This window comes from Enterococcus sp. 7F3_DIV0205 (assembly GCF_002141365.2).
GTDB classification, from domain to species: Bacteria; Bacillota; Bacilli; order Lactobacillales; family Enterococcaceae; genus Enterococcus_L; species Enterococcus_L palustris.
This window is the reverse complement of the sequence record NZ_CP147244.1, coordinates 3,473,135-3,491,485: the sequence shown is the minus strand read 5'-3', so window position 1 is coordinate 3,491,485 and position 18,351 is coordinate 3,473,135. Positions and strand designations below refer to the sequence as shown.

The following is an 18,351-nucleotide window of genomic DNA, read 5'->3' as shown; positions in this document are numbered from 1 at the left end:
AATAGAAGTGTCTAAATAACAGAGAGGAGAATGTATATGAAAAAATTTATTTCAGGTATGCTTGTAGGAACAGCCGTGACATGTGCTGCGGTTGTAGGATTTGCAGCTACAATCAAAAAAACAGTTCTTGATCCAATCGAAGAAAAAGAAGATATGATTGAGGAAAACCGTAAAAAAGCAATGCGTAAACGTATCTCTCGATAAAGGGCTAAGTGAACAAAACGCTTAATTCAACTAAAAAAACAAAAGAAAACAACTGTTTACATATCGTTGTTTTCTTTTGTTTTTATTTTGCCTTCAAAAATGTTTCTCGCAATCAAATCTGCTTCCCTTAAATTCCAAGGATCCGTTCCTGGTCTAGAAGTAGTTGCGGTTAGCCAATGAACGCCTTCTGTTGGAATTCCATAACAAAATAATCCAGTGATCACTTTTCCTGCTTTTGATTGTATTTGATTTGTTTTTGCATCTACTAAAAGTGCACCCGTATAATAAACATCACCTGATCCTAATTTCACCTGATGTAAACTTGCCGTTTGATCTCTTAAAAGTTGCTGAACTAGTGGATTCAAACTAAATTGGTTAGCTATTTTGGGCAATCTAGCCTCTATCAAAAAATGCGTTTTGAATTTTTGTAATGGGTATTTTTTTGAAAACCCGACGAACCAATCTGCTTCTGTTGTTACCTGCATTTTTGGTCCCAGCAGTGTCACCACTCCAGCATTGATCAGTGCCTTAAGTTCAGCAGTTCTTTCAACAGGAGGACCAATAGATAAGAATGCATTTAATGGCGTAAACCAATCCCACAGCCATGTTTTATACTCATCATTTGAAAACAGTTCATGATCTTGCATAAAACGAACTTCATCCCGCAAATCTTTCAAACTATCTAAAGCAGCCGCAAAAGGTCCAGATATCGTCCCTTTTTTTGCTTCCTTAAAATCCCAATTCAAATAATCAATAATGAATTTCTGAAAAGAATCTTCATCTCCTACATTTTGATCTGGACATTGAATAGCAGACCAATCCCAAAACTCTTTTTTATGAATTCCATATTTTTCAAGGATCGTATCCGCGCCTCTTGTACGAATAAACTCTTCATTAAAACGTGGCTGATTCACATTCGGATATTTAGCAGCGATCAATGCCGAATAATAAGCAAATTCTATTTCTTTTTTTAAAAGCTCAAAAAACTGCTCTGCAGAAAAATTCCCTTTTCGCTTAAATTTATTCAAACTTTTTTCTTTTAGAAAACGTGGCTGATATTCTTCCCCGTAGCCTTTTTGGTTAACACCTCTAGCATGGTATGGAATACCCCGACTTGATCCCGCAATAATTTTAGGTTCTTTACCAGAAGGAAAATAAATCAATTCTCCCTCTTTTTCTCGGAACTCTCCACCACGATCACTTGTCAGCAAGGTAAGATAATCATAAAAAACTAAACCCAACCCTCTAATCAAAACAGGCGTGTTCTCGGTTATTGCTTCAAGGTATGCATCCGCTGCATTTTTAGGTGAAGAATAAAATAATCGATGATCACTTGCAAAAGCAGCCAGCTCTTTCTCGTTTCCAATCAATTCATTTTCTTGATGGCCTAGTGCTAAAATAACCGTGTCTACTGTTGTTTCTACCGCTTTTGTATACACTAAAAATTTATCCTCTTGCATTTTCACAGCCCGAACGGTGTCTTTAAAAAATTTTACTGAGGTCTGCTCTGTCATCCTGGTTTGAACATATTCATAAAACCACTTTTGATATAATCCATAAAAAACGCGTGAGCAGTGGTCGTTTGGTCCTAAGTTTTCACACTCTTCAAGTAAGATAGTTCTATTTTCAAAATTATGTTTTTTGATAAACTCAGTCGCCTCACTTTGAGCCCATTCATATAGATTCGGACCTTTAGCGACGGGGCCTTTTGTACTCAATGTTTCATCTGTAAATAACGTGACATGTGAGGCAACTGAATTCATCAATAAGGATAGTGGTTGATCTTCTCGCCACACCTTTCCCCCTGGACCATACGGATCAAACATTGTGATCTGAATCACCTGTTCTTCTCTTGACCATTCAACTATTCTCTCAAAAATCGAAAGTCCTCGAGGGCCGCCACCAACAATCGCTATTTTCATACTTTTCCTCCTTTCACTTTATTCTTTGTTCATTCATTGATTTACTTTTTCTAACATTTCCTGAAGGACAACTGCATTATTATGTACTTCATCTTTTGCCCCATAAACTAAGGTAACTATGGGGTGTTTGTTTATAATTTGAATAAGTCTTTGGCATGCGTCATTCGCTTCACCAGCATTTAATTCAATTAGATATTTTTCTTTAAATTGGGAAAATTTATCGGGTTCATGATTGAACCATTTTCTAAGCTCATTGCTAGGTGCAATTTCTTTTAACCACAAATCCAAGTGTTCTTTTTCTTTTGACACACCTCTAGGCCATAAACGATCAACTAGTACTCGGTAACCATCTGTGTCTTCAGCTTCTTTGTATGCTCTTTTGATTCGGATCATGCTGATCACCTCTTCTTTATTTTATCCTAATTAATAAAAAAAGAAACGATTTACGATTTTGATCTCGAAGAAAAAGCACAGAGAAGTAAACGTTGTCCAGTTTTAAACACTCGTTTATCTCTCTGTACTTTATTGATTAAGCATTTTTCTTTTTTGTTTTACCAGTCCAGCCTTCATAGCCGCCTTTTAAAATATATAAATCTTTGTAGCCATTTTTACGTAATTGATTCGCCGTACGAATACTTAATGATTTTTTTTGATCATAAATGTAAACAGGTTGATCTTTACGAATTGAATTCATCGTTGTTTTGATGGTTGTGTAAGGCATGTTTCGTGCACCAAGAATATGACCTGCATCAAATGAGTCTTTTTCACGGACATCAATGATTTGGGCTTTTCTCATACCTTCTTTAAATTCTTCTTCTGTGATTGTTTTGGCAGAGCGTTTTGCCATGATTCTAAGATATAATTCGTTGATCCCCATTGCTAGTAAAATTGTTAATAAAATTCCATTGATAATCCATAAAACGTTCATTCCAAAATCCCTTTCTTACTCTTTCTCCATGAATTGTAATGCAAGTGAAGCAGCACCGATAACGCCTGCTTCATTCCCTAATTGGGCAAGTTTAACTTGCGTGCTATTACGAACTTCCGGGAAAGTAAATTCTTCAAAATATGTTTGAACACGGCTGCGTAAAAATTCACCTGCCGCAGAAACGCCACCGCCAATGACCACACTAGATGGATTCAAGGTATTCCCTACATTACCGATTGCAAGACCTAAGAAATAACATACACGATCGACCACCATCAAGGCAAATGGATCATCAGCCTGCGCATACTCAAAGACGTCTTTACTTGAAACATCTTGACCGTCATCAATAGCTTGTTTTAACTGAGAATCACCCGCATATTCTTCCGACATATGACGAGCAACCCGAACTACCCCTGTAGCACTAGAGACAGTTTCTAGACAGCCACGTTTACCACATGTACATTCAAACCCACCAGGATCAACTGTTACATGTCCAATTTCACCAGCACAGCCATTAACACCATGTAATAAATTGCCTTCAGCTATAATACCGCCGCCAACACCTGTCCCAAGTGTGATGAACACAACATCTGGATTGTTTTCGCCAGCACCTTTCCAGCGTTCACCTAACGCCGCTACGTTGGCATCATTATCTAAAACAAAAGGAATTCCTGTTGCTTCTTCGATTTGTGCTTTTACATTTTGCTTTTTCGTCCAGTTAAGATTATAAGCACCAACTACTGTGCCTTTTTTAATATCGACACTCCCAGGTGTGCCCATGCCGATCCCAATAAAATCATCATGCTTCATCTCATAAAGAGAAATTCGGTGATTGATTGATTCGATGATATCCGGCACGATATGACTGCCTTCATCTAGAATATTGGTTTCAATACTCCATTTTTGCTGAACATCTCCATCTGTTGTTAAAATCGCAAACTTAATCGTTGTTCCGCCTAAATCAATCCCAATCAATTTCTTATCCATTTACTCGGTTCCTTTCTCAGTCGCTCTGCTTTCTTCAATTCGATGTTCTCGTTGCAAAACACTTCTCGCATGGAGATACGTGTCTCTATCAATCAAGTGACCTTCATAAATATTTTTCAATTCAATCATCATCAACTCGATATCATAAATTCTAGCACCTACATAAATATAAATGCCGAATTGTTTAAATAACTGCTGTACATCATATAGCGTTTCCATTAAATGCACTTCCTTATTATACAAGTAAACCGAATTTTTTAAAACCCAAGACTAGACAAACACCTAACAAAAATACGAAAATGATTCCAGAAATGATTCGTTCATGAATATTGAACTCATCAGAACGATCTGGTACAGCTAAAGCAGACGCAACTAAAAGCCCACCAATCAAGCCTCCGATATGGCCCATGATGTCCACAGAACTACTAAATAAGTTAAAAATCAAGTTGATTCCAATAAAGGTCGCATAGCGCTGAACCATAAATGAAATCGCAGGATTATTTCTAAAATGACGACCAAGAATAATGAACGCACCAAATAATCCAAACAAAGATGTGCTAGCACCCGCTGAAATACTATTTGGTGAACCAAAGGTAAAACTAATAATATTTCCAGCCACACCACTCAATAAATAAATCAAGAGATAGCGCCAATGACCATAAATACTTTCTACTTGAGAGCCCACATAATAAAGTGTCACCATATTTACAACAAAATGCAGCCAACCGATATGTAAAAACATCGGAGTAAAAAAGCGCCAATATTCATGTAAATAAAGAATTTCACCTCGCGACATCGCTCCCCAGTTGACCAAAACCTGACCATTTTCAGATCCACCTGTCAGTTCCATCCCTAAAAAAACAATCGTAGTGATTCCTAGTAACATATAGGTTACTAGTGGTTGTTTCAATATTCTTTTAATTTTCATCTGTGTTTGATAATTCATGTGTTCCTCCTAGCTGATAAATAATCGTTTTACAGGCAAGTCAAACGTTTCTGCCTGCCAATCTTCTTGAATCTGTTCACTGAATACCAAACTGCATGTTTCCCCTTGATAGTGCTTTAGGAAACGATCATAAAAACCTCCGCCAAACCCAATTCGAAAGCCGTCATGTGTAAAAACGATCCCTGGTACCACGACTAAATCGATTATTTCATTAGAGACAGCAGATGCATCTTGCGGCTCTTCCACACCAAATGCTGTTTTTTCAAAAACAGTTTCAGGCGTTACAGTATGAAATGTCAGCGTTCGATTTTTACCAGTGATTGGCATCAACATCTGCTTTCCTTCTTGCCAACCTCTATGAAGTATAATATGCGTATCAAATTCAAAAGCAAGTGGTTTAGTGATTGCGATCGTTTTCGCATTTTTCCAACATGGATCGTTAAATAGCGTCTGACTAATTTTGTGTTCTTTTTGCTCTTTCAATTCTGGATGTTCTTGAAGCCATTTCAAGTTTGCCAAACCGAGTTTCCTTAGTCGCGTTTTTTCCACAATCAACCCTCCCTGATCAGAAAAATCCTCCACAAAAAATTACTTTACTTTTTCACTTTTTTATCTTTTTAACCTTACTTTGTAGTGTATATAAAAACCCATTAAATAGCAAACAGATTTCTAGTCTTTTACGTCAAGATCTAGTCTTTTTTGCAACCAATTACTAATCGCTTTATAGACCTCATCTTTTTCTTCTTCCAGTAAAATTTCATGACGCAAATCAGTAAACAAAACAAGAGACACATCTTTGATTCCAGCCTCATCAAGTTCTTTTGCAACTTTTCTAGGACCTTTACCAAAATCCCCTACTGGATCTTGTTCCCCACTGATTACTAAAATCGGTAAATCTTGGTCGATATTTTGTGCCCAGCCATTCCGATTTGCTCCATCAACTAATCGAAATAACGTATAAAAACCGTTATTGGTGAATGTAAAACCTGTTAACGGATCTTCTTCATAACGTCTTACATTTTCTTGATTTTTACTTAACCAATTAAAGCTTCCAGCTTCTGGAAATTGCTTGCTAAAAGAGCCAAAAGCCATATGATCCAACCATTTATTTTGTTTTTCTGGAACAGTTAGATTCAAGCCTTTCGTTAGAGAAAGGGCTACTGATAACATCGAAGCATTTTTACCTGTTCCCATAAAAATAGCACCGCTGATGTCAGATTTATATAGTTGTAAATAATTGCGCAAAGCAAATGAGCCCATACTATGACCCAACATAAAATGAGGCAAGTCTGAATAAGTATGTTCGATCCACTCTTTGACCTGATGAATATCTTCCAGGACAAAAGTTACTGGCTCTCCTTGTGCGAAGTATCCATGTTTTGGTTGATCGCTTGCTACAGATTCACCATGCCCTAAATGGTCATGGCCAACCACAATAAAACCTAAATTATTTAAATATTTAGCAAAATCATGATAACGCTCAATATATTCTGCCATTCCATGGATGATTTGAACCGTTCCGATTGCCTCTTTATCAGGTTCCCAACAGATAAAATGACTTGTAGTTGTTTGATCGGATGACAAAAAAGTATTATGTTTCATATTCTTCCCTCTTCTCAATTGATAGTATTTATTATAAAGTATTCTTAGTAAATGAAATAGTCTAATGTGCATTTTCTTTTAAGATTATTTCTTATTTAAGCGGAGGAAGAATAAAGATGAAAATTCAACTCATTGGCGCCTCTGGTACTGGAAAAAGTACTTTGGGAAATTATATTGCTGAAAAAAAGCAGATCAAGTGGATCGATACGGATGACTATCTTTGGAAAGATGAGAATTTTTCTGAGAATTATCCAATCCAGCAGCGCTTAAAAATGTACCATGATGATCGTGAAACATTCGAGCACTTTGTCGTTTCAGGCTCAGTATTTTCTTGGAATCCTACTGGTTTTACGGATCGAGATCTTTTAGTTTTTCTCATGTTAGATGACGAGCAACGATTCCAGCGTTTAATAAAAAGAGAAATAGTTAGAGGCGGTATTGACTCACTCTGGTTAGATGAACAAGGACACCAAACCAATGACTTTTTAGAGTGGTGCAAAACGTATTATACCGCTCAAACGCCTTCTGATATTGGGACATTTGCTGAGCATAATTATCAAATCGCCCATTCCAAAAGCCCAGTTTTAAAACTCGATAGTAATCAATCTTTAGAAGTTTTATATCAATCAATCATGGATAGCCTAAAAAATATCCCTTAATGACTCAAAGTCTCCCACAAAAAGTTAAATCAAAAACCTAACTTTTGTCACTATATTTACTATTACAATAACGAATACCTAAAAAGAAAATGGACTGAAAAAATCCCATCCAATTTTTAAACTAACTCAATTCGCTACTTAACGATCAATTTTAATGCACTCAAAAAGGAGTGGGTTTCTCCACTCCTTTTGAGTAACTTAGTAGGCATCCAATTTTTGTTTTTGTTTCTCGAATGTTTCAGTAATTTTCTTTCCAAACTTTCCTTTGACTGCACCTTGTAACCCAGTAGTTGTTTGAGAAATTGAAGCCTTTGCTTCTTCTAATGTAGATTTACCTTCTGTTTTAACCTTATTTTTTTTACTGTTACTTTGTTGCAATGTCGCCATTCCTATTGCTCGAACATTCGTTTTTTGATTCTCTTTTTCAATTTTTTTTAAGAGATCATTCAACATCTCTAACATGTTTTAACTCCTATCACTTTATTTATTTTCTTCTATCAACTTTCGGAGGTCTCTATAATATTTTTCGTCAACATCTTCTTGCTTTTGTATAATTGCCTTACGTTCTTCACTTAATATCTCGAGATATTCCTCTTCTCTTTGTGCAAATTCTCGTAGTGCTTGATTCAGCGGTTCATCGTCTATGGCAAAATCTTGCAGATAATAGTACAAAGATTTCCGTGACTCCTCAAAAAGCTGTTCCCCTTTTTTTCGATAAGCCTTGATGTCTTGCTCTTGTTCTTCCAATTCTTGACGTGCTCTAGTATAATTTATTTTCAGCTTCTCTTCATCCAAAAAGAACACCCCACTTCTATAATCGGACCTTTAATTGTTGGGCTAACTCTTGATCTTTTTGAACAACAAGGTCTATTTGCCCTTTGATTTCATTTGCTAATATATCAAAACTTTCTCCAATTTCTTTTGCTTCATTTATTTTCTCTCTATATTCTTCACTGGGGTCACTAATCACAGTTGACTGAGTAGTACCAACACTTGATAATGCTTCTTCAATTTCAGATCCACTTAACTTCGACGCACTACCTCTTGCTTTGGTTAAGCCGGTATTCCATAATTTTTCAGCATCTTCTATTGCTTCTTGGTAGAGAATTATTACGTTAGCCATTGCCAGTTTCAATGAACGCGAAGCTGTTTCTACTACTGAATTAGCCTGACTCGCGTCAAGATAAAATTGTTCATTTGATGATAATCCTCCACCGCTGGATCTAAAAAGCGCTTCAAGAGCTTTCAAGGCATACATACTTGCAACAAATTGTGTCATTAATACACGTTCTGCCTGTTGTCTCATCGCCTTTTTATTGTATTTATTGTTAGGAATGATTAAATTACCATTATCATCAAACTTCCATACACTTAAGCTGTGATAAGTTAACGGATTATCTAGTCCCATTTCAAGACTCACTTTAATTTGTGCCCCAGTTCCATTTCCCATTAAATTCCCAATCGCACTATCACCACGATTACGATAATTGGTTAGCATTCCTGGATTATTTTTGATCCATTTTTTTGCATCAGCAGATAATATGCCATAAGGGTCTGGACCATTAAATCCCACATTCCGCCACTGATTTTCAGATGCAATCATTAATGCCAGATATTCTCCTAAGGAATGACCGGTTGTCGTAATAATAGCATTGGGGTATTTTTCTGATATAATATCTGCAAAATCTTGGGCAGTGATTGCTTGTCCTGCAGTTTCAAGGTAGGGATTTACAGCTAACTGTTTATCTCCTCCAGCAACTGTTTGTATATCAGTTGCACGATCTTTAGCATCAGAAAAATTCGTCCCTGCATAAGCGATAACGACTTGTGAGGTATCTACATTTCCAGCATCATCAACTGGTGCTACTGCCATAGCTTGCATGCCGTTGTCTGTGTTGTCTTCTGCTTTTAAGACTTTGTAGCCTTGCGTTAATTCACCGCCTTTAATAATATCGCCTTCTCTCCATGACTCAATTTTATCCTTCTTAGCTTTATTTTTATCAACTAAATAAACTTCATCAGCTAAATTATTTAAATCTTTTTCATTGATCATTATTGATTACCCTCCGAATACAAAACTTCAACATTCATTAGGTCTTCATCTCCTTTTTTACTTCTTTCTTTCAGATGAAAAGTATCTGGATTAGAGCGAATAGTTGGCTTATTTGCTGACGACAAATTTCTCATAGAAAAATTTAATTTATTAATATTATTAATGTCTGCACTTAGATGCCAAAATCCAGTCTCATTCGTTTGAGTTAATTTTTTAAATTCAATTTTTCGTACACCCTCATAATTTTGAACAATATATAACGCAATTTTTTGCTCTGCACTTTGTTTCTCCTGTGTTTCTTTTTCCTGTTGCTTATCCATATAGTTTTTCCCTCCAATTACTAAACATAACGTAATAATAATTCCCAAAACAAGAACTACTTTTTTATTCATACTATCCACCTTTTCTATAGATCAAACTTTTTTCAACACTATGTACAATAAGAATATCATAATCATTATATTCCTTTGGAATATAAGGCTTGTCTTCTTTACCAGTATCAACCCAATAGGATTGTTCCGCCAACCACCTCAATTTATCGTCAGATGTCATCTTATCCTCTTATAAATTTAATTTCAATTTTTTCCAAATCGACTGGTGCATCTTTTTTATTTTCTGATTTTCTTAATTTTTCGAATACGCTTACGGGATTCAAACCTACCAAACCGTTTGGTGTATCAAACTCCGTCATGTCATTAACTGTTATTCCAGTTTTAAATTTTTCACTTTCATTTAACTCAAGATAAAGAGTTATACTCCCTGTATTATTATCTTTAGAGACTTTCAGAAAAGTAATTTCTGAAATATAATAACTTCTTGCAATCCATGTTGCTACATTTATTTGTTGATTTTCCGTAATATTTACATATTTTTTTCTCATATAAATGCTCCCTCCAATTACTAAACATAACGTAATAATAATCCCTAAAACAAGAACTACTTTTTTATTCATACTATCCGCCTTTTCTATATATCAAACTTTTTTCATAACATTATGTATAATAAGAATATCATAATCATTATATTTCTTACATCTTTTTTTCACTTTAACGCAAATTAATTGATAAATTATACCTTTGATAAATTATGTCTTCTGCTAGAAAGTACTTCTTAGAACACTCAGTCAGTCTTTAGCATCAGAAAAATTCGTCCCTGCATAAGCGATAACGACTTGTGAGGTATCTACATTTCCAGCATCATCAACCGGTGCTACTGCCATAGCTTGCATGCCGTTATCTGTGTTGTCTTCTGCTTTTAAGACTTTGTATTTTTGAGACAAGCCTTTTATATCTGCTGGATTAAAAATTGTACCAGTTTTAGGATGAAATGGTACATCATCTTTTTTTGAATCTATCCACAGATAATCTATTATAGTCCTCTTCACTAACCATATCCTACTCCCCTCCAATTTAGCCTTTTCATTTATAGTAATTCACTTTAAGTTTTTCGACTTTTTTCGCTTCTTCTTTTAGATTTAACTCTATGTTATCACTACCAAAAGCCCATATTTCTTTTTGTTTAATTTTTACAGACGCTCCAACTTTCCATTTAGAATTATTATTTATATAGAAAAAGTAATTTCTATTTTCTGTCGCATCCGATTGGTTTGTTGGTGCTCTATAAAATGTAATTTCTTCTATTTCTTTATCTTCTGGATCTAGATACCTTTCTGAGAACGCCTTTGATATGTTCTCTTCTATTTTTTGATCTAATTCTTTTTTATCCATATAACCTTCCCCTCCAATTACTAAACATAAAATGATAATACCCCCTAAAACAAGAACTGCTTTTTTATTCATACTATCCACCTTTTCTACAAATAAACATTTTTTATAACACTATGTACAATAAGAATAGCATGAACATTCTATTCCTTATATCAATTTTTTTACTTTAACGTAAATTAATTGATAAATTATGTCTTCTACTAGAAAGTACTTCTTAGAACACTCAGTCAGTCTTTAGCATTAGAAAAATTAGTCCCTGCATAAGCGATAACGACTTGTGAGGTATCTACATTTCCAGCATTATCAACTGGTGCTACTGCCATAGCTTGCATGCCATTGTCTGTGTTGTTTTCTGCTTTTAAGACTTTGTATTTTTGAGATAAATTTTCATCTTCAAAAATTTGTCCATCTTTAACAGGTATTCGACCTTCTTTTTTTCTCTTGCAACATCAAAGCTATAAGCTTTATCTGCTAAATAATTATAATCTTTATCTGTTGCCATACTCTCCTCCGTAATTCACATTGACATTACTTAAATCTATAGAAATGTTTTTTTTTGCTCTCTTTTCTAAATGAAAATCATTTTCATTGTAAGCTAAATGAAAATCATCCTTCTTTTCTAATGTGTTAAGATCAAATTGGACAACTGAATTTGAATTGATAGTTGTAACAACATGCCACGATCCTGTTTCTTTTATCTGTGAAAACTCTCCAAATTCAATCTCTTTTATCTCTTGATAATTCTGAACTATAAATAATGCAATTTCTTTCTTGACTTCTAACTCTCTTTGCTCAGTATTTTTAATCTTCATATAGTATTTCCCACCAACTACTAAACATAACGTAATAATAATCCCTAAAACAAGAACTACTTTTTTATTCATACTATCCGCCTTTTCTATATATCAAACTTTTTTCATAACATTATGTATAATAAGAATAGCATGAACATTCTATTCCTTACATCAATTTTTTTACTTTAACGCAAATTAATTGATAAATTATGTCTTCTACTAGAAAGTACTTCTTAGAACACTCAGTCAGTCTTTAGCATTAGAAAAATTCGTCCCTGTATAAGCGATAACGACTTGTGAGGTATCTACATTTCCAACATTATCAATAGTAGATTATCTTTCTATTTTAATACACGAAAAAAGAAGTGGATTTCTCCACTCCTTAAAAGTCTAACTTTGCAGGGTCACTACAACCACTTAACCCTCATCATAAAGGGTATTTTTTCTTTTATTGTAATGTAATCATAGGGTTTACTGATTGATCCACTACAATTTCTTCTGTTCCATAACGTTCACCTAAAACATACTTAGCCATATGGATCGTACGATCACTCATTCGCTCTAGGTTGGATGCTATATCAATAAATAGCACTCCATCAGCCGCTCGACCTTTACCGCTATTCATGATAGAAATATATTTTTTGCGAAGCATTTTGACCATTTGATCGATCTGTTCTTCTCGACTCAGCATATGGGCAGCCATTTCTTTGTCATCATTTTCAAAAACAACTAAAGAATCACGAATATTTTTCAAAACTTTCTCAAATAAATCGACCACATCTTCATCATACAAAATCAGTGTATCACGTTCAGAAACTTTACCAGCTTTTTTCTCTTTGGCTTTTTGTTTCTTTTCAAGATGGATCGCTTCATTGAGATTTTGAATAATATTCCGGCAATGATCGCCGATTCGTTCTAAATCCTTTGTTAACTCCAACATCATCGTTTGCTCATGACTTTCGGAAATCGTTAATTCTGTTGCCGAAAGTTGTACCAAGTATTCAGTCAAGCGATTATCCGTATCATTGATCGCAGTCTCATACTGGCTTGCATTTTCCTTGTCGATACTGTCTTGTTTCTCATAATAAGATTTTGTTGCTTCAAAGGCACCTAAAACATATTCACCCATTTGTAATAGTTCGATTTTAGCTTGATTCAATGCTAAGGTAGCCGAATTTTGAATAATCGATTCATTTAGATTTGATGGTTTAAAATCAATACTTTTATCTTTACCAGGAATAATTTTCCTGACAAGCCACTCGATTTTGTCGATAAACCAAAACTGGATCAACAAATTAGAAATATTGAATAAACCATGAGCAACCGCGATCTGCATTGCAGGTTTTAAATCCAACAAGCTAGAAATACGTACCACAACCGCTGTAAATGGCGTCAGTAACGTCGTAAAAATAATCGCTCCAACTAGATTAAAGATTACATGAGAAGCCGCAGTCCGCTTCGCAGCGACACTGACGCCTAACGCTGCGATCACAGCAGTGATTGTTGTACCGATATTGTCGCCAAACAAAATTGGCAGTACTGCACCAATTGCTAAACTCCCTTGGCTATACAATTGCTGTAAGATCCCGATCGTCGCACTAGAACTTTGCAAGACCATTGTAAGCAAGGTTCCGATCCCCACACCTAGAATAGGATGATGAGAAACATCTACCATTAAATCTGCAAATTGAGGCAAGGTACTTAACGGTGCCATCCCTTCTCCCATCAACTTTAGTCCATAAAATAAGCAACCAAAACCAAATAAAATTTGCCCTACATTATTGACTCGCTCTCTTTTAGAGAAAAACAGTAAAATCGATCCCACACCAATGATCGGTAACGAATATGAGCTTAAATTAAACCCAATAATAAATGCAGTTACTGTCGTGCCGACATTCGCCCCCATGATTACCCCGATCGCTTGACGTAATGACATAAACCCAACACTGACCAACCCCACTGTCAAAACCGTCGTCCCAGAACTACTTTGAATAATTGCTGTCACGATCAATCCGGCCAATACAGACCTTAGTGGTGTAGATGTAAAAGTGTTCAAAATTTCCCGTAGCGAATCCCCTGCAGATTTCTGCAGACCATCCCCCATATACTTCATACCGAATAGAAAAATCCCTAATCCTCCGAGAAAAGGAAATAATATTTCTTGATAGGACACACTTGTTCCTCCTTTATTTTAAAAGCTGAAGAGGCTTGTTCTGCCTTGTCTGAAAAATAGGAAAAATCGACTGGATGCTTTTTATCACATCAACTCCATTTAAGAGTACAGAAAAACACCCCTCTTGTAAATAAAATATCTGTTTTTTTCATAAGAAAATTAGTTAGTCCTTGATCAACTCATCATAAAAACAAAAAAAGCGCTGAAAGTAATCACTTCCAGCGCCTAAACTTACAATGAAAATCAAACCATCAACATATAAACACCAGAAGCAATAGCCGCACCGATCACAGGTCCAACGATAGGAACCCATGAATAGCTCCAATCAGAATCCCCTTTTGTTGAAATCGGTAATAATTGATGAGCTAAACGAGGACCAAAATCACGTGCTGGATTGATTGCATACCCTGTAGGTCCACCTAAAGACAAACCAATCGATAAAATCAATGCTCCAACAACTAATGGATTTAAACCATCTGTAAAACTATGTTGTGAGAATGAAAGTAATCCTAAAACTAAAACGAAGGTACCAATTACTTCTGTAACCATGTTCGCTGGATAATTACGAATAGCAGGTCCTGTAGCAAAGGTTCCTAAAATCGCTCCTTGGTCTTCTGTTGCTTGCCAATGAGGTAAATAAGCCAACCACACTAAAACTGCCCCAACAATTGCGCCAAGAACTTGCGCTACAACAAACGGTATAACTAAACTCCATTCAAAACTTCCCGTCATTGCCATTGCGATCGTCACCGCTGGATTTAAGTGAGCAGGCCCCATATAGCCTGCAACATAAACGGCAATCGTCACTGCCATCGCCCAACCAAAAGCAATCACGATCCAACCAGATGCTTCGGCTTTACTTTTCTTTAAATTAACTGCCGCACATACGCCGTCACCTAAAAGAATCAAAATCATCGTGCCTAAAAACTCACTGAAAATCTGTGTCATATTTGAAGTATCCATTTTACTTCGTCCCTTCTTTCAATGTACTCAAGTCAGATTCTGCAATTAATTGATTTAGCTCATTGGTATAGTGTTCTTTTTGCTCTTTGGACCAATTATAATAATGACTCATTTCAGAAATCACACCTTCTTTGACTTCATCCAGCGTATCTCTCATAAAGAGCAAATGATTTGTTCTACGTACAAGATAATCCGCAGGTGTCAGTGCCATTTCATTTTCTAATGCATAGTGCAATGCTAAGGTTTCAGCTAAGCTTAAACCTGTTACCACTTCCGTTGTAGAAATTTTTTCAAAAAGTTCTGTTACATTTGAGCCATAAAGATGAGCAAGATATTCTGCTTCTTCTTGGCTCAAACCTTTTTCCATCCCTAATGCGGCCAGATCATTCAACTCATTTTCCACGTTTGCGGCATCAAGATTTCCTCCTGAAACAGGATACGTTTTAGAATCGATCAACTCAAATGTGCAATTAAATTCTTCTTTCAAAATACGTTGGATTTCTTTCAACGCACCTTCTGCCATCTTGCGATAATCTGTGATTTTCCCACCTGATAATGTCAATAATCCATCATCTGAGCGTTCTAGCAAACTACCGCGGGAAACAGCTGAAGGATTTTCCTTGCTTTCAGCCAATGAATCTTCTAAGTGATTCAACACATTTTCGACATCAAAACGTGTTGCTTGCTGATTTTTATATTTCTCAACAATAGTGATAACTTGATCGAAACTTTCATCAGAAACTTTGCCATTATTGCCGCCATTATAATCAGAACCGCCATTTTCTGAAATCAATGGTCTAAGACCAGCCCAACTAGCTTCAATGTCATCGATTGTTACGTTGGCTTTAGGATAATGACTGTTGACGATTTCCAGTAAATAATCAACGTCTTCTTGGGTAACAGTTGGATGTTCATAATCCCCCGTATAATCTGTATCTGTTGTGCCAAAATAGGTTTTCTTCTCTCTAGGAACCACGAAAACCATTCGACCATCATGCTTTCCAGTATCAAAATAAGTTGGTTGAGGTACGTATAATTTGCTGCTGTCCACAACAAGATGAACCCCTTTTGTCGGACGCATTTGTGGCACTAGATTTTCTTTCGTATCTAACCCTCGCACTTTATCTGACCAAGGTCCTGTTGTATTGATTATAACTTTCGCCTTGATGTCAAACTGCTCACCTGTTAGGATATCTTCTGCTTTTACACCAATGATTTTGCTCTGATCATTTTGAATGAATCCAACGGCTTTGACTTTACTGACCATCAGTCCGCCATCAGATGCGGCACGTTTGATATTTTCAATTACCAGACGAGCGTCGTTATTTCTAAAATCAAGATAAACACCGCCGCCTTGCAGACCTTCACTTTTCAACTGAGGTTCTCTTTCCAGTACTTCTTCTTTTGTTAACGTATAATTTTCGTACTTAGTTCCGATCACATTTGCCAAACGATCATAAAGATCCATCGCCACTTTGACCGAAAACATATTAAACGTTGCTTTTGGTTCATCATAAATCGGTAAAAGCATTGGGTCTGGCTTTGGAATATGAGGCGCAATCGCTTGAACAACTGCGCGCTCTTGGACTGTATCTGCAACAACTTCTACATCAAAATTTTTCAAATAGCGTATTCCACCGTGAACTAGTTTAGTGGAACGAGAGGAAGTTCCTTCTGCAAAATCCTGCATTTCGATCAAACCAGTTTTCATACCAGCAGCACTTGCTTGTAAGGAAACACCAGCTCCTGTAATACCGCCGCCAATGATCAATAAATCTAATTCTTCAGACTTCATCTTTTCAATAGATGCTTGTCTTGTTTTAATTGAAAATGACATACCATTCACTTCTTCCTTTATTTTGATTTATGTTTGAACATTTGTGTGGCTGCGACTGCTTGTTGCCACCCTTCATATAAATCATCCCGTTCTTCATCAGGCATTTTAGCTTCAAACACTTGTCCATCTTCATAAAATTCTTTTAACTCATCTAAGTCTTTCCAAAAACCAACTGCTAAGCCGGCTAAAAAGGCTGCACCCAATGCAGTTGTTTCTAGATTTTGAGCTCTTTGAACGGATGTATTTAAAATGTCTGCTTGAAATTGCATAAGCAAATCGTTATTAGCCGCTCCGCCATCTACTTTCAAGATTGGGATAGCGATTCCTGTATCCTTTTGCATCGTATCAATGATGTCTCTTACTTGATAAGCAACCGCTTGCAAAGTAGCTTTTACAAAATCTTCTCTCGTCGTTCCTCTTGTTAAACCAAAAACAGCTCCCCGTGCATCTGAATCCCAATAAGGTGCGCCAAGTCCTGTAAAAGCAGGTACGACATATACTTCATTTTTATTATGTGATTCTTTTGCTACAGCCTCAGATTCAGCAGCAGTTTGAATCATCTTCAAGCCATCACGCAACCACTGAACGGCAGAACCTGCTACAAAAATACTTCCTTCTAAAGCATAATACACTTTGCCATTGATCCCATAACCGATTGTTGTTAATAAATTATTATCAGAAAGCTGAGGTTTTTCACCTGTATTCATCACGATAAAGGAGCCTGTACCATACGTATTTTTTACCATGCCAGGTTCAAAAGCCATTTGTCCAAACAACGCTGCTTGTTGGTCTCCTGCCATACCTGAAATAGGAATTTCACTGCCATAGAAATGATAATTTTTCGTCAATCCATACACTTCTGAATTCGATGTCGCTTTCGGCAGCATTACACGTGGAATATTCAGAATATCTAAAATATCTTGATCCCAATCTAGATCATGAATATTGAATAACATCGTACGACTTGCATTGGAATAATCTGTTACATGAGTTTCTCCGCCAGTCAATTTCCAAACCAACCAAGTATCGATCGTGCCAAATAATAGCTCGCCTTTTTCAGCTCTTTCTTGTGCCCCTTCTACATTATCTAAAATCCAGCGAACCTTCGTCGCTGAAAAATAAGCATCTACGATCAATCCCGTTTTTTCATGGATCATGTCACCATGTCCGTCTTCTTTTAATTGATCTGCAATCGGTGAAGACTGACGCGATTGCCAAACGATTGCATTATAAATCGGTAATCCTGTTAATTTGTCCCAAACAACCGTTGTTTCACGTTGGTTGGTAATACCGATTCCGGCGATATCAGAAGGTTTGACACCTGACTCGATCAAAGCACCTGCGATAACTGACTGAACGGAATTCCAAATTTCATTTGCGTTATGTTCTACCCAACCAGCTTTAGGAAAAATTTGCGTAAATTCTTTTTGAGAACTGCCAATGTTATTCCCTTTTTTATCAAAAATAATTGCTCTTGAACTTGTTGTTCCTTGGTCGATCGCCATGATATACTTTTGTTCTGTCATTGTTGATTCCTCCTAATGTTTAAAATCCGA

The 18,351-nt window shown here is 36.2% G+C and carries 23 protein-coding genes and 1 pseudogene; 2 read left to right on the top strand and 22 right to left on the bottom strand.

Annotated elements, in window-relative coordinates:
* The first annotated feature begins 36 nt into the window (after nucleotides 1–36).
* Nucleotides 37–204: a DUF3042 family protein gene (locus tag A5821_RS16300; protein WP_010760505.1), complete on the top strand. Its 168-nt coding sequence runs from the start codon at nucleotides 37–39 to the stop codon at nucleotides 202–204.
* Between the two features lie 56 nt (nucleotides 205–260).
* Here the strand turns inward: A5821_RS16300 and A5821_RS16295 are convergent, their stop codons facing one another.
* The 8 genes from A5821_RS16295 to A5821_RS16260 all read right to left on the bottom strand — a co-directional run bounded on the left by A5821_RS16295 (nucleotide 261) and on the right by A5821_RS16260 (nucleotide 6,589).
* Nucleotides 261–2,126 (bottom strand): FAD/NAD(P)-binding protein, encoded by a 1,866-nt coding sequence (locus tag A5821_RS16295; protein WP_086312021.1) that lies wholly within the window; start codon nucleotides 2,124–2,126, stop codon nucleotides 261–263.
* A gap of 33 nt (nucleotides 2,127–2,159) precedes the next feature.
* Nucleotides 2,160–2,519, bottom strand: a complete 360-nt coding sequence (locus tag A5821_RS16290; protein WP_086312020.1) for a DUF488 domain-containing protein — start codon at nucleotides 2,517–2,519, stop codon at nucleotides 2,160–2,162.
* 136 nt (nucleotides 2,520–2,655) lie between these two features.
* Complete coding sequence (locus A5821_RS16285; RefSeq protein ID WP_086312019.1) at nucleotides 2,656–3,054, bottom strand: rhodanese-like domain-containing protein; 399 nt, start codon at nucleotides 3,052–3,054, stop codon at nucleotides 2,656–2,658.
* Nucleotides 3,055–3,069: 15 nt separating this feature from the next.
* Entirely contained in the window at nucleotides 3,070–4,041 is a 972-nt protein-coding gene (locus A5821_RS16280) for an ROK family glucokinase (protein WP_086312018.1), read from the bottom strand.
* A complete protein-coding gene (locus A5821_RS16275; RefSeq protein WP_010760500.1) occupies nucleotides 4,042–4,260 on the bottom strand; it encodes a YqgQ family protein in 219 nt (72 codons plus the stop codon).
* Nucleotides 4,261–4,276: 16 nt separating this feature from the next.
* A complete protein-coding gene (locus tag A5821_RS16270) occupies nucleotides 4,277–4,987 on the bottom strand; it encodes a rhomboid family intramembrane serine protease (RefSeq protein WP_086312017.1) in 711 nt (236 codons plus the stop codon).
* A gap of 9 nt (nucleotides 4,988–4,996) precedes the next feature.
* Nucleotides 4,997–5,536 carry a 5-formyltetrahydrofolate cyclo-ligase gene (locus A5821_RS16265; RefSeq protein WP_086312016.1) on the bottom strand — a complete coding sequence of 180 codons (540 nt, stop codon included), beginning with the start codon at nucleotides 5,534–5,536 and terminating at the stop codon, nucleotides 4,997–4,999.
* A gap of 120 nt (nucleotides 5,537–5,656) precedes the next feature.
* Nucleotides 5,657–6,589 carry an alpha/beta fold hydrolase gene (locus A5821_RS16260; protein WP_086312015.1) on the bottom strand — a complete coding sequence of 311 codons (933 nt, stop codon included), beginning with the start codon at nucleotides 6,587–6,589 and terminating at the stop codon, nucleotides 5,657–5,659.
* A gap of 116 nt (nucleotides 6,590–6,705) precedes the next feature.
* Between A5821_RS16260 and A5821_RS16255 the strand changes: the two genes are divergently transcribed.
* Nucleotides 6,706–7,248, top strand: a complete 543-nt coding sequence (locus tag A5821_RS16255; RefSeq protein WP_086312014.1) for a shikimate kinase — start codon at nucleotides 6,706–6,708, stop codon at nucleotides 7,246–7,248.
* A gap of 198 nt (nucleotides 7,249–7,446) precedes the next feature.
* Here the strand turns inward: A5821_RS16255 and A5821_RS16250 are convergent, their stop codons facing one another.
* The 14 genes and pseudogenes from A5821_RS16250 to glpK all read right to left on the bottom strand — a co-directional run bounded on the left by A5821_RS16250 (nucleotide 7,447) and on the right by glpK (nucleotide 18,321).
* The gene (locus tag A5821_RS16250; RefSeq protein ID WP_086312013.1) at nucleotides 7,447–7,710 is read right to left on the bottom strand and encodes a hypothetical protein; all 264 of its coding nucleotides are present in this window, start codon (nucleotides 7,708–7,710) and stop codon (nucleotides 7,447–7,449) included.
* A gap of 18 nt (nucleotides 7,711–7,728) precedes the next feature.
* On the bottom strand, nucleotides 7,729–8,043 hold the full coding sequence (locus A5821_RS16245) for a hypothetical protein (protein WP_086312012.1): 315 nt from the start codon (nucleotides 8,041–8,043) through the stop codon (nucleotides 7,729–7,731).
* 16 nt (nucleotides 8,044–8,059) lie between these two features.
* Nucleotides 8,060–9,301, bottom strand: coding sequence for a lipase (locus tag A5821_RS16240; RefSeq protein WP_249921799.1), 1,242 nt, complete (start codon nucleotides 9,299–9,301; stop codon nucleotides 8,060–8,062).
* A complete protein-coding gene (locus A5821_RS16235) occupies nucleotides 9,301–9,693 on the bottom strand; it encodes a Csa1 family protein (RefSeq protein ID WP_086312011.1) in 393 nt (130 codons plus the stop codon). Before A5821_RS16235 ends, A5821_RS16240 begins: the two co-directional genes overlap by 1 nt.
* Before the next feature lies 1 nt (nucleotide 9,694).
* On the bottom strand, nucleotides 9,695–9,853 hold the full coding sequence (locus A5821_RS16230) for a hypothetical protein (protein WP_170922904.1): 159 nt from the start codon (nucleotides 9,851–9,853) through the stop codon (nucleotides 9,695–9,697).
* Nucleotide 9,854: 1 nt separating this feature from the next.
* A complete protein-coding gene (locus A5821_RS16225; protein WP_086312010.1) occupies nucleotides 9,855–10,253 on the bottom strand; it encodes a hypothetical protein in 399 nt (132 codons plus the stop codon).
* A 174-nt stretch (nucleotides 10,254–10,427) separates the two neighbouring features.
* Nucleotides 10,428–10,694: pseudogene (locus A5821_RS17615) on the bottom strand (hypothetical protein); the annotation flags it as partial.
* A gap of 25 nt (nucleotides 10,695–10,719) precedes the next feature.
* Complete coding sequence (locus tag A5821_RS16215) at nucleotides 10,720–11,100, bottom strand: hypothetical protein (RefSeq protein ID WP_086312009.1); 381 nt, start codon at nucleotides 11,098–11,100, stop codon at nucleotides 10,720–10,722.
* 286 nt (nucleotides 11,101–11,386) lie between these two features.
* Complete coding sequence (locus A5821_RS16210) at nucleotides 11,387–11,530, bottom strand: hypothetical protein (protein ID WP_170922907.1); 144 nt, start codon at nucleotides 11,528–11,530, stop codon at nucleotides 11,387–11,389.
* The gene (locus A5821_RS16205; RefSeq protein ID WP_086312008.1) at nucleotides 11,517–11,912 is read right to left on the bottom strand and encodes a hypothetical protein; all 396 of its coding nucleotides are present in this window, start codon (nucleotides 11,910–11,912) and stop codon (nucleotides 11,517–11,519) included. Before A5821_RS16205 ends, A5821_RS16210 begins: the two co-directional genes overlap by 14 nt.
* Nucleotides 11,913–12,270: 358 nt before the next feature.
* Nucleotides 12,271–13,995, bottom strand: a complete 1,725-nt coding sequence (locus A5821_RS16200) for a Na/Pi cotransporter family protein (RefSeq protein WP_086312007.1) — start codon at nucleotides 13,993–13,995, stop codon at nucleotides 12,271–12,273.
* Between the two features lie 243 nt (nucleotides 13,996–14,238).
* On the bottom strand, nucleotides 14,239–14,958 hold the full coding sequence (locus A5821_RS16195) for an MIP/aquaporin family protein (protein WP_086312006.1): 720 nt from the start codon (nucleotides 14,956–14,958) through the stop codon (nucleotides 14,239–14,241).
* Between the two features lies 1 nt (nucleotide 14,959).
* Entirely contained in the window at nucleotides 14,960–16,795 is a 1,836-nt protein-coding gene (gene glpO, locus A5821_RS16190) for a type 1 glycerol-3-phosphate oxidase (protein WP_086312005.1), read from the bottom strand.
* Between the two features lie 17 nt (nucleotides 16,796–16,812).
* Complete coding sequence (gene glpK, locus A5821_RS16185; protein WP_086312004.1) at nucleotides 16,813–18,321, bottom strand: glycerol kinase GlpK; 1,509 nt, start codon at nucleotides 18,319–18,321, stop codon at nucleotides 16,813–16,815.
* Nucleotides 18,322–18,351 lie beyond the last annotated feature (30 nt).